This window comes from Dactylosporangium sp. CA-139114 (assembly GCF_050955725.1).
Taxonomy (GTDB): Bacteria; Actinomycetota; Actinomycetes; order Mycobacteriales; family Micromonosporaceae; genus Dactylosporangium.
The window spans coordinates 3,056,845-3,072,184 of sequence record NZ_CP192080.1; the positions used below are offsets into that span (position 1 = coordinate 3,056,845).

The 15,340-nt window shown below is 73.6% G+C and carries 16 protein-coding genes and 1 riboswitch; of the genes, 6 read left to right on the forward strand and 10 right to left on the reverse strand.

Features of this window, described 5'->3' with window-relative positions; all coding sequences use genetic code 11:
• Positions 1 to 12: 12 nt before the first annotated feature.
• The gene (locus ACQP2P_RS13870; RefSeq protein ID WP_433616161.1) at positions 13 to 366 is read right to left on the reverse strand and encodes a VOC family protein; all 354 of its coding nucleotides are present in this window, start codon (positions 364 to 366) and stop codon (positions 13 to 15) included.
• Positions 363 to 641 carry an ArsR/SmtB family transcription factor gene (locus ACQP2P_RS13875; RefSeq protein ID WP_433616163.1) on the reverse strand — a complete coding sequence of 93 codons (279 nt, stop codon included), beginning with the start codon at positions 639 to 641 and terminating at the stop codon, positions 363 to 365. The genes ACQP2P_RS13870 and ACQP2P_RS13875 overlap by 4 nt, the downstream gene beginning before the upstream one ends.
• A gap of 179 nt (positions 642 to 820) precedes the next feature.
• On the opposite strand from ACQP2P_RS13875, the gene ACQP2P_RS13880 reads away from it, so the two are divergent.
• Positions 821 to 1,192, forward strand: a complete 372-nt coding sequence (locus tag ACQP2P_RS13880) for a hypothetical protein (protein WP_433616165.1) — start codon at positions 821 to 823, stop codon at positions 1,190 to 1,192.
• Positions 1,193 to 1,269: 77 nt separating this feature from the next.
• Here the strand turns inward: ACQP2P_RS13880 and ACQP2P_RS13885 are convergent, their stop codons facing one another.
• Entirely contained in the window at positions 1,270 to 2,130 is an 861-nt protein-coding gene (locus tag ACQP2P_RS13885; RefSeq protein WP_433616167.1) for an AraC family transcriptional regulator N-terminal domain-containing protein, read from the reverse strand.
• A gap of 103 nt (positions 2,131 to 2,233) precedes the next feature.
• On the opposite strand from ACQP2P_RS13885, the gene ACQP2P_RS13890 reads away from it, so the two are divergent.
• Both ACQP2P_RS13890 and ACQP2P_RS13895 read left to right on the forward strand, forming a co-directional pair.
• Entirely contained in the window at positions 2,234 to 3,316 is a 1,083-nt protein-coding gene (locus tag ACQP2P_RS13890; protein ID WP_433616168.1) for an aldo/keto reductase, read from the forward strand.
• Positions 3,317 to 3,464: 148 nt separating this feature from the next.
• Positions 3,465 to 4,628 carry an MFS transporter gene (locus tag ACQP2P_RS13895; protein ID WP_433619135.1) on the forward strand — a complete coding sequence of 388 codons (1,164 nt, stop codon included), beginning with the start codon at positions 3,465 to 3,467 and terminating at the stop codon, positions 4,626 to 4,628.
• Positions 4,629 to 4,645: 17 nt separating this feature from the next.
• On the opposite strand, the gene ACQP2P_RS13900 is transcribed toward ACQP2P_RS13895, so the two are convergent.
• Together ACQP2P_RS13900 and ACQP2P_RS13905 are read right to left on the reverse strand one after the other, a co-directional pair.
• Positions 4,646 to 5,170, reverse strand: coding sequence for a DUF488 domain-containing protein (locus tag ACQP2P_RS13900; RefSeq protein WP_433616170.1), 525 nt, complete (start codon positions 5,168 to 5,170; stop codon positions 4,646 to 4,648).
• A 200-nt stretch (positions 5,171 to 5,370) separates the two neighbouring features.
• Entirely contained in the window at positions 5,371 to 5,790 is a 420-nt protein-coding gene (locus ACQP2P_RS13905) for a hypothetical protein (protein ID WP_433616172.1), read from the reverse strand.
• Positions 5,791 to 6,056: 266 nt separating this feature from the next.
• Between ACQP2P_RS13905 and ACQP2P_RS13910 the strand changes: the two genes are divergently transcribed.
• Positions 6,057 to 6,743, forward strand: coding sequence for a hypothetical protein (locus ACQP2P_RS13910; protein ID WP_433616174.1), 687 nt, complete (start codon positions 6,057 to 6,059; stop codon positions 6,741 to 6,743).
• An 86-nt stretch (positions 6,744 to 6,829) separates the two neighbouring features.
• Positions 6,830 to 7,672 (forward strand): PHP domain-containing protein, encoded by an 843-nt coding sequence (locus tag ACQP2P_RS13915; protein WP_433616176.1) that lies wholly within the window; start codon positions 6,830 to 6,832, stop codon positions 7,670 to 7,672.
• Positions 7,673 to 7,696: 24 nt separating this feature from the next.
• On the opposite strand, the gene ACQP2P_RS13920 is transcribed toward ACQP2P_RS13915, so the two are convergent.
• From ACQP2P_RS13920 to ACQP2P_RS13940, 5 genes are all read right to left on the reverse strand, one after another.
• Positions 7,697 to 9,007: a cytochrome P450 gene (locus ACQP2P_RS13920; protein WP_433616178.1), complete on the reverse strand. Its 1,311-nt coding sequence runs from the start codon at positions 9,005 to 9,007 to the stop codon at positions 7,697 to 7,699.
• Between the two features lie 85 nt (positions 9,008 to 9,092).
• Positions 9,093 to 9,911, reverse strand: a complete 819-nt coding sequence (locus tag ACQP2P_RS13925; protein ID WP_433616180.1) for an SMP-30/gluconolactonase/LRE family protein — start codon at positions 9,909 to 9,911, stop codon at positions 9,093 to 9,095.
• A 106-nt stretch (positions 9,912 to 10,017) separates the two neighbouring features.
• Entirely contained in the window at positions 10,018 to 10,365 is a 348-nt protein-coding gene (locus ACQP2P_RS13930) for an STAS domain-containing protein (protein ID WP_433616182.1), read from the reverse strand.
• 1 nt (position 10,366) lies between these two features.
• Complete coding sequence (locus ACQP2P_RS13935; protein WP_433616184.1) at positions 10,367 to 12,817, reverse strand: SpoIIE family protein phosphatase; 2,451 nt, start codon at positions 12,815 to 12,817, stop codon at positions 10,367 to 10,369.
• A gap of 3 nt (positions 12,818 to 12,820) precedes the next feature.
• On the reverse strand, positions 12,821 to 13,621 hold the full coding sequence (locus tag ACQP2P_RS13940; protein ID WP_433616185.1) for an alpha/beta fold hydrolase: 801 nt from the start codon (positions 13,619 to 13,621) through the stop codon (positions 12,821 to 12,823).
• A 527-nt stretch (positions 13,622 to 14,148) separates the two neighbouring features.
• Positions 14,149 to 14,293, forward strand: a riboswitch (cyclic di-AMP (ydaO/yuaA leader).
• A gap of 7 nt (positions 14,294 to 14,300) precedes the next feature.
• On the opposite strand from ACQP2P_RS13940, the gene ACQP2P_RS13945 reads away from it, so the two are divergent.
• Positions 14,301 to 15,299 carry an NlpC/P60 family protein gene (locus ACQP2P_RS13945; RefSeq protein ID WP_433616187.1) on the forward strand — a complete coding sequence of 333 codons (999 nt, stop codon included), beginning with the start codon at positions 14,301 to 14,303 and terminating at the stop codon, positions 15,297 to 15,299.
• Positions 15,300 to 15,340: the final 41 nt, after the last annotated feature.

Sequence of the window (15,340 nt, forward strand, 5' to 3'; positions counted from 1 at the left end):
GAGGTGGGTGCGTCAGCTCACGTCGGTCGGTGCTGATCGGACGAGTGTCACGCGGTTGCCGGCCGGGTCGGTGATCTGGGCCTTGACCACCCAGCCGTTGTCGGTCGGCGGCATGACCACGGTGCCGCCGAGAGCGGCCGCGCGCTCGAGCGCCGCGTCGAGGTCGTCGACCGCGACACCGAACACGACACCGGTCGCGTTCCCGGACTCGACCAGGGCGCCGTCCGGGCCGCCCGGTGGCGTGCGGACCAGGGCGTAGCCCGGGCCCTTCGCGTCGACCTGCCAGCCGAACAACTCGGCGTAGAAGCGGTGCTGGGCGGGCTCGTCGCTGCCGTAAATGTCGATGTGCACGATCGGGCTGCTCATGGCGATATTCCTCCGATGTCTGAAAAGTCGGTCAAGTAGCGGGCGAGCCAGCGCAGGGGGGCCGGGTTCGTGCGGTACCACCGGAACGTCCCCTGCTTCTCCAGCTCGACGAGGCCGGCCTTGCGCAGCACCTTGAGGTGCTCGGACGTACTCGCGGGGGCCAGGCCCAGGGCGTCGGCGAGTGACCCCGCCGTTTGGCGGTCTGGGCCGCACAGCCGCAGGATCTCACGCCGCGCCGGATGCGCGACGGCCCGCAACAGCTCGTCGACATCCACGACCTCACTATTTCGCCAGTACCCGAAATAGTCAATCCCCCGTCTGGCGAGCCGGGGAAGTCTCCGGGGAGCCGACCGTGCGAATACCGGGACCAAGTCCATCGACGGCGCGTGATGCGGCGGAACCGACCGCGGGAAGCCTGCGACGCGGTTGACACGACGGCTTACGGTGCCGCCACATGAGCGAAATTTACGAGTACGACGTCGACGGCGACGGTGTGAACGACGTCGTCGAGGTCACCCAATACAGTGACGGCAGCACGCTGGTGGTTGCCGACGTGGACGGCGACGGCTCCAGCGACATCGCGATCTACGACGAGGACGGCGACGGTGTGGCCGACGGGGTCGTGACCCCCGACGGTCTCCCGGTCGGCTACGCCGACGACACCGCTTCCGGTTACGCCGACGACACCGCGGACACCACGAGCCAGTCAGCGTCGGAGGAATCGTCGGCGCCGGGCAGCGCCCCGACGTACAGCGAGTGGGCCCAGGACCAGGACTACCAGAAGGCCTATCAGGACAGCGTGTACGGAGACAAGAACGAGTGGTGACGAGGTGAGGGCGGCGCGGGGCCTCGCGGTGGCTCCGGCCACGGCGAGGGCCCGCGCCGCGGCGCCTGCGACCACGACTAAGGCAGCGAGGGGGCGGTCGCGCGCAGGCGTTCGGCGTCCTGGCCGGGCGGGGCGCCGAACAGGCGGCGGTACTCCCGGCTGAACTGCGACGGGCTGTCGTACCCCACGAGATGCCCGACCCCCGCGACGTCCCCGGCCCGGGCGGTCAGCAGCGACCGCGCCTCCTGCAGCCGGACGCGCTTCTGGAACTGCAGCGGGCTCATCGCCGTGATGGCCCGGAACTGCCGGTGGAACGCCGACGGGCTCATCCCGGCCAGCCGGGCCAGGTCGGCCACGCGCATCGGCTCGGCGTAGTGCTCGTGCAGCCAGCGGATCGCGCGCCCCACGTGGGCGAGGCCGCTGCCGGCCCGGCCGATCTCGCGCACGACGGCGCCGTGCGGGCCGGTCAGCAGGCGCCACAGGATCTCCTGCTCGATGAGCGGGGCCAGCACCGGCGCGTCCGCGGGGTGATCGAGCAGCCGCAGCAGCCTGACGGCCGCGTCGAGCAGCTCCGGTCCGGCCGGGCCGGTCGCCATCGCCGGGGGAGTGGCGCCGGTTTTGTGCAAGGCGCGCAGCAGCAGCGGCGCGATCGCCTCCGGGCGCAGCACGAGGCCCATCCCGAGCGCGGGCCGTCCGGGTGTGGCGCGCAGGAAGTGGCCGCTCACCGGGAGCGTGGTGGTGACGACGAGGATGTGCCCGGCGCGGTACTCGAACACCTCCGAACCGAGCACCACCCGCTTGCCGCCCTGCGCCATGATGACGAGCAGCGGCTCGGTCAGCGAGTGCTCGGGCGGCGAGGCGTCCACTCTGGACAGCAGCAGCCCGTCGATCGGGGTGCGCAGGTCGGGCCGCGCGTGGGTGGCGACCAGTCGCCGCATCTCCTCCAGCACCTTGCCCACTCTTGCCGAACTCGGCAGGATCGTGCAAGAGGTCGCGCGGATCGGTCTACCTCCCGAGCGCCCGCGCGCCGAGACTTGAGCCATGACACTTGACCACTACGTCACCCTCGGCCGGTCCGGCCTGCGCGTCAGCCCGCTCGCCCTCGGCGCGATGACGTTCGGCGAGGACGCGGGCGCCGCCGGCTGCGGCGTCGAGGAGTCCGAGAAGATCCTGACCGCGTACCTCGAGCGCGGCGGCAACTTCGTCGACACCGCGAACTTCTACACCAACGGCCACTCGGAGCGGATTCTCGGCGACTACTTCGCGGCCCGGCCGGGCGCCCGCGACCGTGTGGTGCTCGCGTCCAAGTTCTTCGCGAACATGCACCCGGGCAACCCGAACGCGGGCGGCGCCGGGCGCTCCGCGATCCGCCTGCAGCTGCACGAGACCCTGCGCCGGCTGCAGACCGACCACCTCGACCTCTACTGGCTGCACAACTGGGACCGCAACACCCCGATCGAGGAGACCATGCGCGCGCTGGACGACCTCGTGCGGGAGGGCCGCATCCGGTACATCGGCTTCTCCAACACCCCCGCCTGGCTCACGGCCCAGGCGCAGACGACGGCGCTGCTGCGCGGATGGACACCCCTGGTCGCGCTGCAGGTGGAGTACTCGCTGCTGGCCCGCACGGTCGAGGGCGAGCTGGCCCCGTTCGCGCTGGACCAGGGCCTGTCGCTGGTGCCGTGGAGCCCGCTGCGCAACGGCTTCCTGTCGGGCAAGTACCGCCGCGGCGCCGGCGTCACCGACTCGGCCCGCGCCGCGTTCGTCGGGCAGCCCACGGACGCCGACTTCGTGGTGATCGACGCGGTGCACGCGATCGCGGACGAGCTCGGCACGTCGGCCGCGGCCGTCTCCCTCGCCTGGCTGCGCTCCCGCCCGGGCACGGTCGTGCCGATCGTCGGGGCCCGCCGCCTGGAGCACCTCGACGACAACCTGGCCGCCCTGGAGGTGACCCTGACGCCGACGCACCTCGCGGCCCTGGACGCGGCGTCGGCGCCGGACCTGAACTACCCGGCCCCGCTGCACGGCCCGCTGCGCGCGATGCTGCAGTTCGCCGGGTCCACTGTGGACGGCGAGGCTTCCGAGGTGTACCCGCCGTTGCTGCAGAGCACCGTGCGCTACTGACCGCGCCGGCTCGGGCCGCTGCCGGGGCCGAGCCGCGCGGCCGGGCCGTCGAGGAGGTCCCGGGGCGGTGGCGCTGGCAATCTGGCTGGTCGTGCCGGGTCCGCTCGCGTAGCCTCCCAGGGTGCTGCCGATCCCGTTCCGCTGGTTGATGAGCGCCTCCTGGTCGACCAACCTCGGTGACGGGATCGCGGTCGCGGCCGGTCCGCTGCTCGTCGCCTCGCTGACCGACGACCCCTTTCCGGTGGCGCTCGCCGCACTGCTGCGGTGGGCGCCGCCGCTGCTGTTCGGGCTGCACGCCGGGGTGCTCTCGGACCGCGTCGACCGGCGGCGGATCGTGCTCGTCGCGCACACCTCGCGCATCCTGGTGCTCGCCGGGCTGGTCGCGACCGTCGTCACCGGCGTCGTCACCGTGGCGGTCGCGCTCGTGGGCCTGGCGCTGCTGGCCACGGCCGAGGTGTTCGCCGACAACACCACGCAGACGCTCGCGCCGATGCTCGTGCCCCGCGAGGACCTGGCCACCGCGAACGCCCGGCTCACCACCGGGTACATCACCATGAACCAGCTCGTCGGCCCCTCGGTGGGCGCGACCCTGTTCGCCGCCGGGCGGGCCTGGCCACTGCTGGCCCAGGCCGTGCTGATCGTGGCGGGCGTGCTCATGCTGCTGCGCATGCGCCTGCCGCCGCTGCCCAGACCCGACCGGGACTCCGCCGGCATCCGGCGCGACATGGTGGAGGGCTTCCGCTGGACCGTCGCGCATCCGGCGGTCCGCACGCTCGTGCTGACGATCCTGGTCGTGAACCTGGCGTTCGGCGCGGCCTGGTCGGTGCTGGTGCTGTACTGCGCCCAGCAGCTCGGCCTCGGCCCGGCCGGCTACGGCGTGCTGACGACGGTGTCGGCGGCGGGCGGGCTGCTCGGCACCGCGATGTACGGCTGGCTGACCCGGCACGTGAGCCTGGGCAACATCATGCGGGCCGGCCTGCTCATCGAGGCGTGCACCCATCTCGGCCTGGCGCTGACGCACTCGGCCGTGGTCGCGGGCGTGATCCTGTTCGTCTTCGGCGTGCACGTCTTCATCTGGGGCACGACCTCGGTGACGGTGCGCCAGCACGCCGTACCGTCACATCTGCAGGGCCGCGTGAACAGCGTGAACACGGTGGCCATCTTCGGCAGCCTGGTGATCGGCTCGGTCATCGGCGGCGCGCTGGCGACGCGGCTGGGCATCGCGGCGCCGTTCTGGTTCGCCTTCGCCGGCACCGCGGTGTTCGTGGCCCTGCTGTGGCGCTCGCTCACGCAGATCGCCCACGCCTCCTGAGACCGGCAGCGTCCGCGTCACAGGCCGGGCAGCGGCGGCTGGGCGTCGTACACCGGCCAGCCGTCCTCGCCGCGGCGGACGCCGGGGCTGAGGCGGTGCGGTTCGCGGACGGCGCCGAGGTGCTCGACCCGCGCGCCGCGGATGGTGAGCGCGTCGGCGATGAGCATCCGGTGGCACTGCCTCCAGTCCGACTCGGCGCACATCACGACCTGCGCCTGCGGAGCGGCGATGAGCGCGTCGATCGCGTCCCGGAACGCGGGGGTGTCCATGTGGTCGGCGTACCCGGCGAAGGCGGGACTCGGCACGGCGGTGTGCCGCGAGCCCGTCCGGCCGGTGCGGTGCCCGCCGAGCGTCTCGCCCTGCCACGAGTACTCCAGCCCGGCCGCGCGGATCGCCCCGGCGAGCGCGTCCCGCCCGAACTGCGGGTGCCGCCGGGATCCGGGAAACCGCCGCACGTCGACGAGCGTGCCGACGCGCGCCTCGGTGAGGATCGCGACGAGCTCCTCGGCGGTGCGTGCCCCGTGCCCGACGGTGCGGATCACGTCGCGGCCTTCGCGGCCTTCGGGGCTTGCTGGGCCTCGACCCCGGCCCGCCACGCGACGAGCTGCGCGCCGCCCCCGACGACGCGGCACATGCCTGGCATGCCGCCACCGTAACGCGCGACGGCCGGGACGCGAAGCTCGCGTCCCGGCCGCTGCGGTGCCGCCGCGCGTCGACGGGCCTCGACGGCGGCGTGGGTGGGTCAGCGGTGGTGGTGCCGGCGGCTGTTGTACTCGTGGGCGACGAGCACGTACTTGTTGCTGCGGCCGACGCGGTAGCAGTCGGAGTCGTCCCACATGCCGGCGCGCTCGCCGACCCAGCCGGCGGCGGTGCAGGCGCGCTTGTTCTGGAACGTGCGCACGACCCACGACTGGTCCCAGTCGCGGTTGTCGCGGTGGCCGTCCCACGAGCCGTGCCAGCGGCCGTCGCTGCCCGGGCCGCGGCGGTCGCCGGGGCGGTTGTCGCCGCCGTGGCGGTTGTCACCGCCGGGGTGGTTGTCGCCGCCCGGGCGGGGCTGGGCGACGTTGCCCTTGCCGTCCTGGACGGTGCTGGCCGACGCGGCCGACGCCCCCATGCCCACGACCGCGGCCGCGGCCATGGTCATGCCGGCCAGCGTCAGCATTCGCTGAACGTTGCGCATCTTCACATTCCCCCTCGTTGTTGTGACGATGCGAATACGTTAAGTAGTTTTCCGAGCTGATATTGCCAAAACCACTCATACGTTTGGTTTGGTTATCAAAGCCCTATAGTCCGCCAAAACGGACGGGCCGCTCCGTTGTCAGACCCAGCGGCTGATCGCGGCCCCGCCTGGCCGCGGCGGCCCGCGCGACTCCGAACCCGGACGTCTCGGGGCGGACGGTGGTTGCGCGCGCTGCTTAGTCTGGCGCGGTGGTGCTCGTCGGGGTCGTGGGCGCGGTGCTGGGGCTGCTCGCGTTCGGAGCCGATGCCGTCGGCGGGATGGCCGGGCAGGTGCTCGTCGCGCTCACCAGCAGCGGCTTCTCCTGGGGGCTGGCGGCCTTCCTCGTCGGGCGTTTCGCGGCCGTACGCCGGCAGGCCATCGCCCGCGCCGCGGTGCTCCTCGTGGTCGCGACGCTCGTGTACTACGCGCTCATCGTGTTCGTCAGCCGGCGGTGGAGCGGCGGCTACCTCGAGGACGGGTCCCCGGCGGACATGATGGGGCTGCTCTCGGTCGCGAAGATGACCGCGCTCTGGCTCTTCGGGTCGCTCGTCGCCGGGCCGGTGCTCGGGCTGCTCGGGCATGCGGTGCGATCGGAGCGCACCGATGCCGCGGCTCTGGCGGCCGGGGTCGCGTGCGGGGCGCTGTCCGGCGAGGGGTGGCAGTCGGTGGCGGCCGTGGAGCCGTGGCGGCTGCTGGGGCTCGCCGACGCGCAGGAGGCCGAATTCGTGCGCGGGGTCGTCGCCGGTGAGGTGCTGCGGGTCGCGCTGCCGGTCGGCGTGCTGCTGTGGCTCACCCTCCGGCATCGGCTCCGGGGCTCGTGGCCCGTCCTGCTCGGCGCGTTCGTGGTGAGCGGCGGGGCCGGGGCGTTGTGCTGGTACGCCATCTACCGGATCTGAACCGGGCGCCCGTCCAGGATCACGGGCACCGCGACCTCGCGGCTCCTGCGCACGGGTGCGCCGCGACGGCATGGCACCATGGCCTGGTGCTGCCCGCCGACAGTCACGTGCACAGCGAATGGTCCTGGGACGCCCCGCTGGCGTCGATGGAACGGACGTGCGGCGAGGCGATCCGGATCGGGCTGCCGGCGGTCGCCTTCACCGAGCACCTCGACCACACGGTCTGGCCCGTCGCCGTCGAGGGCCCCTACGTCAACGAGCACCTCACCGCCGTGGCCGCGGCCGACGGGCTCCTGACGCCCCCCGCGTTCGACGTCGCCGGATACCTGGCGGCGATCGAGCGGTGCCGCGAACGCTTCCCGGACCTGCGCATCATGAGCGGGCTGGAGCTGGGTGAGCCGCACTGGCACGCCGCCGCCTGCGCGGACGTCCTGCGGGCCGGCCGGTTCGACCGGGTGCTCGGCTCGCTGCACTGCCTGCCGCACGGCGACGGGTTCGCCGAGCCGTGGGGCATCTACCCGCACCGCCCCGCGGCGGAGGTCATGCGGCGGTACCTGGCCGGCATCGTCGAGCTCGTCACCGGCAGCGCCGCCTTCACCGTCCTCGCGCACGTCGACTACGCGGCGCGCTTCTGGCCGGCCGAGGCCGCGGGGCCGTTCGATCCGGCGGCGTTCGAGGAGGAGTTCCGGGCCGTGCTGCGAGCGACCGCGCGTTCCGGCCGCGCGTTGGAGATCAACACCCGGCTCCCGATGCGGCCGACCCTGCTGACCTGGTGGCACGAGGAGGGCGGGGAGGCCGTGTCGTTCGGCAGCGACGCCCATCTGCCGGCGGCCGTCGGGCACGGGTTCGCGGCGGCGGCGCGGATGGCCGAGGCCCACGGGTTCCGGCCGGGCCGGAACCCGTACGACCTCTGGCCCCGGGCGCGCTGACCCGGCCCGGTCGCGCGGGCGCGATCAGTCCCGCCGGGCGGCCGCCGACATCGCGAAGCGCTTGCCGGGGTTCGGGCCGGGCGTCGCGGTGATACGCAGCGGGCGGCCCGGCCTCGCCGGCGTGAGCCGCAGACGGCGGAGCAGCATCGCGATCGTGGCCACGGCCAGCACCTGGGTCATCCCGGCGCCGAGGCACGTGTGGCCGCCGACGGAGAAGGGCGCGTACACCGCCGCCTTCCGAGCGGCCGTGAAGTCCCGGTCGACGTCGAAGCGCTCCGGGTCGGGGAAGTGCTCGGGGAGCTGGTGCGGGACGCAGGTGGCGACGAGCACCCGCTCGCCGCGCTCGATTCGGCAGCCCTCGAAGTCGAACGCCTCGACCGCCGTGCGCGCGGAGCCCGGCGCCGGCGGGTAGACCCGCAGCGTCTCCATCACCAGGCCGTGCAGCGCGGGCAGGCCGCGCAGCCGCTCGAACGTGAGCGGACCGGAGCCCAGCACGGCGTCCACCTCGGCGGTGACGCGGGCGAGCACGCCGGGGTCGCGGAGCAGGACGTCGATCATGAAGCTGTAGAGGTACGCGACCGTGTTGACGCCCGCGAAGTAGCCCTGCAGCGCCATGCCGGCCCGCACGTCGAGCGGGTACGGCTCGCCGTGCTCGTCGACCGCGTCGAGCGCCTGGTCGAGCAGGTCGCGCGGCCCCTCCCGCGTCGCGGCGGCCCGCTCGGCCAGCGACGCGCGGGCGAAGCGGTGGATCTCGGCCCGGGCGCGGCGGTAGGCGGGCCATCGCAGCGTCGCGGCCGGCCACTTCCCGGCGATGGTGACGTCGAGGACGAGCTCGAAGGCCGAGCGCAGCGTCTCGAACCGCGCGGCCGAGCTGGCCCCGGTGTACGCGATCGACAGCTGGGCCGCGGCGAGCCGCTGACACCCGTCGACCACGCCCAGCGCGGGCCGCCCCGCCCAGCCGTCGAGGATGCGCGCGGTCTCGGCCGTGACGGCGTCCCAGCGCGCGGCGAGCAGGTCCCGCGACAGCCCGGCGCCGAGCAGCTTGCGCAGGTGCCGGTGGGGGCGCCCGCGCAGCACGTGGACCCGCATCCCGAACTCGCGGTTCAGGCCGCCGAAGCTCTCCTCGCTGCTGAACACCGCCTCGCCGCGCTCGAGCAGGAACCGGTTCGCGGCCGCGCCGGCCATGATGACGAAGGCCTGGTTCAGGGCCCGCACGCGGAAGACCGGGCCGACGTCGCGGTAGGCGTTCACGAAGAACCGCTGGACGTCGCCCATCATCGCCAGCGCGTTGCCCAGCACCGGGACCCCGGGCACGGCGGGCGGTCTCTGCGTCACAGCAGGGAATTGTCCGCCCTGGATGTCATGAAAGCCAGCTCCGCGCGGTGTCCGCTGGTCACGCCCGCGGGCAGCGCAGCAACCCTCACAGGCCGGGGACGCCGACCTCCACCGCGAGGACCCGCCCGCTGCCGGGCACCACCATCTCGGCCTCGGTCATGCCGTTCCAGATCGCGGCGGTGATGAACAGCGTCGATCCGCCGAGCGCGCAGGCGAACGCGCCCCGGTCGAGCTCGATGCTCGCCAGCACCCGGCCGCCCTCGGCGACGCGCACGCAGCGGCGGTGGGGCACGTCGGCATACCAGGCGGCGCCCTCGGCGTCGAGGCAGATGCCGTCCGGGACGCCGTCGCCGAGATCGGCCCAGACGCGGCGGTTCGACAGGCCGCCGTCCGCGCCGATGTCGAAGCCGAGCAGGTGGTGCCGGTACGAGTCGGCGACGACGAGCGTGGCGCCGTCGGCGGTGACGGCCATGCCGTTGGGGAACGCGATGTCGTCGGCCTCCTGGCGTACCGACCCGTCCGCCGCGGCCACGAAGACCGTCCCCGGCCTCGCCTCGGCCCCGCGCATCACGTCGAAGTCGACGCGGTTGACGAACACGTTGCCCCGGTGGTCGGCCGCGATGTCGTTCCAGCCCCGCAGCCCCAGGTCGGCGTGCTGGACGAGCGAACCGTCCGGCTCGCGGCGCAGGAGCCGGCCGCCGGCGGAGTCGACGATGAGCAGCCCCCCGCCGCCCGGCGGCCATGCGATGCACAGCGGCAGCGAGGGCACGCGGGCGACGACCTCGCTCGCGCCGTCCCCGCCGACCGCGATGACCTCGCCGGCGGTCCAGTCCGAGCAGTACAGCCGCCCGTCGTGCCAGCGCGGCGACTCCACGAGCCCGAGTCCGTCCATGAGCACCCGCATCGCGTCCCACCCCTTCGCCTCGTCAGGATTCTGCCCCTGACACGAACGACGACCCACCCGGATCGACCATCGAGCGGCCGGTGACGGGACTCGCGGCTCCGCGCGGCTACCGCGTCATCGCGGCGACGGCGGCCTCGACGTCCTCGGTCAGCAGGTCGGGCAGGAAGCCGATGAGGTCGAGGGTGAACCGCACCATGCCGTCGGCCGGGGCGGCCACGCGCACCGGCGCGCCCCGGTCGCCGAAGGCGGTCACCATCCGGTCCAGGCACAGCAGGCCCGCGCTGTCGAGGAAGGTGGTCCCGGTGAGGTCGACGACCACGCCGGTCGTGGCGCGCACGCTCGCGAGCACGTCGCGCTCCACGAGGGGCGCCGTGGCGTGGTCGATCTCGCCGAGCAGCGCGACGACCTCGCAGCCGCCGGTGGAGTACATCCGGACCTGACGCTCACCGCTCATCTCAACGCCCCTCGGCGGCCGCGCGGCGGCGCATCAGGACCGTGGTACCGCCGGTACCGCGGTCGATCACAAGCTCGTCCATGAGGCGCCCGATCAGCGCCAGGCCCCGGCCCCGCCGCAGCGCGGTGCGCGGCGGGCGCCACTGGCCGGTGTCGCTCACCCGCAGGGAGACGGCGTCTCCGTCGACCTGGGCGAGGACCCCCACGGTGCGGGCGTCGTCGTGGCCGTACCCGTGCTCGATCGCGTTCGCGACCGCCTCCGCGGTGGCCAGGACCACCCCGAAGCGGTCGTACTCGCCGACCCCCTGCTCGCCGAGCCAGGCGTCGAGGGCCGCGCGGAAGCCGGCGAGGGCCTGCATGCGCGCCGGGACCTCGACCCGGAACGGCGGCGCGTCGGCGTAGTCCAGCGCCAGCAGGCACATGTCGTCGTGCCCGCCGCCGCCCGGCAGCATCGCGTCGCTGAGCTCGGTCGCGAGCGAGCCCAGCGGCGTCTGCCAGTGCTCGGCGGCCGCCGCCGCGAGCCGGTCCAGGCCGTGGTGGAAGCGCTCGCCGCGGCGCTCGACGAGCCCGTCGGTGTAGAGCACCAGCCGCGAGCCGCGGGGCACGGTCAGCATCGCCTCGCTGCGCGCCCGCCGCGCCGCGGTGGCCCCGAGCGGCCCGGAGCGCGCGCCCCACAGGAAGCTCGACGCCCCGCCCGGCTCCACGAGCAGCGGCGGCGGGTGCCCGGCGCACGCGTACCGCAGCACCCCGCTGTCCAGCGCCAGCTCGGCATACGCGAGCGTGGTCATCTGCCCGGCCGCGAAGTGCGAGACGAAGTCGTCCATGTGCCGCAGGACCTCGGCCGGCCCGTCGTGCGCGGTCGCGAGCGCGCGCACGGCGCTGCGCAGCTGGCCCATCGCGCTGGCCGCGTGCAGGCCCCGGCCCACCACGTCGCCGACGACGATCCCGACGCTCTCGGCCGAGGTCGCGAACACGTCGTACCAGTCCCCGCCCACCTCGAGCGTGTGCACCGCCGGCCGGTACGCGGTCACCACGTGGTAGCGCGGGTCCGCCGGCCAGTCGCCGCTGAGCATGCTGCGCTGCAGGGTGTGCGCCACCTCGCGGTCCCGCTCGGCCAGCCGCGCGTTGTCCAGCGACAGCCCCGCCCGGTCGGCGAGGTCGGCGAGGAACTCAGGCCCGACGTGCCCGGCCCCGGCCACCTCGCCCCCGGCCAGCAGCAGCGTGCCGAGCATCGTGTTGCGCGCCCGCAGCGGCAGCACCAGCGCCCGCGCGCCGTCGATGGTGATCAGCGGGGCCGCCACCGGTGCCGCTCCCGTCCGCCCGGCCGCGTGCACCGAGGCGAGCACGTCGTTGGGGATCGTCCAGCCCCCGCCCGGCCGCGCGGGCGCGGACGCCCGCCAGGCCGGCTCCCCGGCCGGCGCGACGGCGTCGAGGTCGATCTGGGCGTAGCCGGCGACGTCGGGGACGAGCAGCTCCACGAGCCGCATCGCCCGCCCGGTGAAGCCGACGGTCTCGGCGAGGTCGCGGCTGAGCCGGGCCAGGAAGCCCGACTGCCACGCGCGGCGCGTCGTCTCCTCCAGCAGCCGGATGCGCTCGAGGGCCTGCCCGGCCTGCCGGCCGACGGTCCGCATGAGCTCGATCTCGTCCTCGCCGAACGCCTGTGGGCGCGCGGGCTGCGGCTCGCCGGAGCCGGGCCGGTCGGGCGCGAACACGAACGACACCACCCCCAGCACCCGCTGATCCGCCAGCATGGGCGAGACCAGGCGCAGGCCACCGTCCTCCTCGGCGTGCCGGACGACGTCGAGCAGGGCCGCGGCGCGCGCCTCCGGGGCCTGGTCGTCGAGCGAGAGGAGCTCGTCGGCGACGCCGAGCGGGCGCAGCGCGGCCTGCGCCGGGTCGAGCAGCCACACGCGGGTCGCCGAGGCTGCGAACGCCTCGTCGCCGACCCGCACGATCGGCGCGACGATCTCCTCGGCCCGCCCGATCGCGGCGCAGCGCACCACCATCTCCTGCAGCAGCCGAACCCGGGTCGCGTTGCGCTCGGCGCTGCGGCGCTCCTCGAGCAGCTGCCGCTCGTACATCCGGCGCTCCTTCGCGTCGAACACCGTCATCCGCACGAGGGCCTGGCTGCCGGCCGGACCCGCGCGCAGCACCGCGTTGACGAACGCGTCGAGCCGGGAGCCGTCGGCCTTGCGGAACTCGGCCGCCGCCTCCCGGACCTCGCCCTGCAGGTGCAGCAGCGGCGCCAGGTGCGTCTCGTGCCAGATCCGGCTCCCGGCGGCGTAGAACTCGTGCACGCGCCGGCCGGCCAGCTGGTCGCGGCGCCAGCCGGTCCACCGCAGGAACGTGCGGTTCACGCGCACGATGGTGCCGTCCGGCAACAGCGTGAGATACCCGCAGGGGGCGCTGTCGTACAGTTCTTCGGCGTTCTCCTCGGGCAGCGGCTCGGGCACGCGTCAGCCCGTCCGCAGGAAACCGTCGATCGCCGCGAACGTCTCGTCCGGGGCGCTGAGGTGCGGGCAGTGGCCGGTCGCGTCGAGGACGACGAGGGTGCTGCCGGGGATGTTGGCGTTGCAGTACGCCCCCACCTCCCGGGGGGCGATGACGTCCTCGGAGCACTGCAGGATCAGCGTCGGCACGCTCACCTTGCCCAGATCCGCGCGAGTGTCGGAGCGGAAGGTCACCTCGGCGAACTGCCGCGCGATCGCCGGATCGGTGCGGCAGAAGCTGTTGCTCAGCTCCTGGCCGAGCTCCGGCCGGTCGGCGTTGCCCATGATGACCGGCGCCATCGCCGCGGACCAGCCGAGATAGTTGCGGTCGAGGCTCTCCAGCAGCTCGTCGATCTCGCCGGCGCTGAAGCCGCCGTAGTAGTCGTGGTCGTCGATGTATCGCGGGGAGGGGCCGACGAGCACGAGCTTGGCGAACCGGTCCGGCTCGGCGTTCGCCGCGAGCAGCCCGATCATCGCGGCGACCGAGTGCCCGACGAACACGACCTCGCGCAGGCCGAGCTCGTGGAGCAGCTCGAGCAGGTCGTCGGCGTAGGCGCCGAGCGACGTGTACCGCCGGGGGTCGTAGGCGCCGAGATCGGAGTTGCCGGCCCCGACGTGATCGAACAGCACGACGCGATGATCGTCGGCGAACCGCGGCGCGACGAGCCGCCACATGTGCTGGTCGCAGCCGAAGCCGTGCGCGAAGACGACGGCCGGGGCGTGCTCGGGCCCGAGCAGCCGGACGTTGTTACGCTGGACTGCGCTCACGGTCCGTGACGTTACTCGTGCCCGGCGTGCGCGAACAAGGGCCTACATGGCCCGGCGGTGGTGGGCGGCCCGGCGCAATCCGGCCTTCCTGTGCGCATTTCGGCTGCTCGCGCCCGCCGGGTCGATCCGCGGCGGGGGTGGTGCGGGTACACCCGTTCGTTGGAACGTTTCCTCCGCCGCCGGCCCGGCAGTGTCCACTTCGGAGCGTCGCCGGCCCGTCCCCCGCTGCCGCGCGGCCGTGGCGTTGTGTGCGGCATGGAGATGCTTGCGGGCGAGGAGGGCCGTCCCCGTCGAGATCGGCGATCGCCTGAACCGCTGCGCAGCGCTGGACGGGCCGCGGCCGTGATCGGGAGCAATCGGGCGATATCGGTAGCCATCGCCGCAACGTGATCTTTGAGCGAACGTTAAGTGTTGCTTAGGGCGGTTCCGCCGCCGGGATCCCGCCGATACGTTTGGTGCGGCCTGCCAGGCCACAGCCGCTCACCGAGGGCGGCCCGGGCAGGCTCCGCCGAGTCGTACGACGGCCCTGGCAACAGGCGCCGGCGCGTGAGCCGGGGACCCATCCGGGGCTTGCTCCAGGGGTGAATCCGCGACCGTCACGGTCGTGGTAGGGCGAACCTTCTTCTCGCCCGAACCCGTCAGCTAACCCGGTAGGCGGATGCGAAGAAGGACGCTTGCCGTGTTCAACCGACGGACGGCGCTGCGCTCGTTCCTCATCGGAGTGGCGGTCGCGGCGATGGTCGCGCCGGCGTGTGCCGCACACGCCGACCCGACGCACGACGAACTCCAGGCCCAGATCGACAAGGGCAATGCGGAGCTCGAGCACATCGTCGAGGACTACAACAAGATCAACGGTGACCTCGAGGCCACCCAGGCCACGATCAAGCAGCGCGAGACCGACCTGCAGCCGCTCGAGGCCAGCATGGACGCCGCCCGCGCCACCGCCGACCAGATCGCCGTCAACGCCTACAAGTCCGGCGGCAACCTGAGCTCCTGGTCGCTGATGCTGGGTGCCACGTCGTCGGACGGCTTCTTCGACCGCGTCGGCACGCTGCAGCAGATCTCGCGCAACCAGCAGGCCGACCTCGCCAGGTATGCCTCGGCCAAGGCCGGCGTCGACGCCGAGAAGCAGCGCCTCAACGAGACCCTCGCGGCCCAGAGCCGGCAGAAGGCCGACCTCGAGGCGCGGCGCAAGCAGATCGAGGGCAACATCGCCAAGCTCGACGAGATGCAGCGCAAGGCCGACGCGGCCGCGGCCGCCGCGGCGGCGAAGGCGAAGACCCCGGTGAAGACCGCCAACCCGACCACCAACCCGGGACCGCCGCCGGCCGTCTCCGGCGCGGCGGGCAAGGCGGTCAGCTACGCGTGGGCCCAGCTCGGCAAGAAGTACGTCTTCGGCGCCGCCGGCCCGAACACGTTCGACTGCTCGGGCCTGACCATGATGGCGTGGAAGGCGGCGGGCGTCACGCTGCCGCACAACGCCGCGCAGCAGTGGGGCAAGGTCAAGCACATCTCGCGGGCCCAGCTCGCCCCCGGTGACCTGGTGTTCTACAACGGCCTCGGGCACGTGGGCATCTACATCGGCAACAACCAGATCATCCACGCCCCCAACAGCCGGACCGTGGTGAAGGTCGCCCCGATCGACATCGACTCGCTCTACGGCTACGGCCGCGTGTAACCCCACCGGCGGGACCCGAGCCCGGCCGGACACGTCGTAGG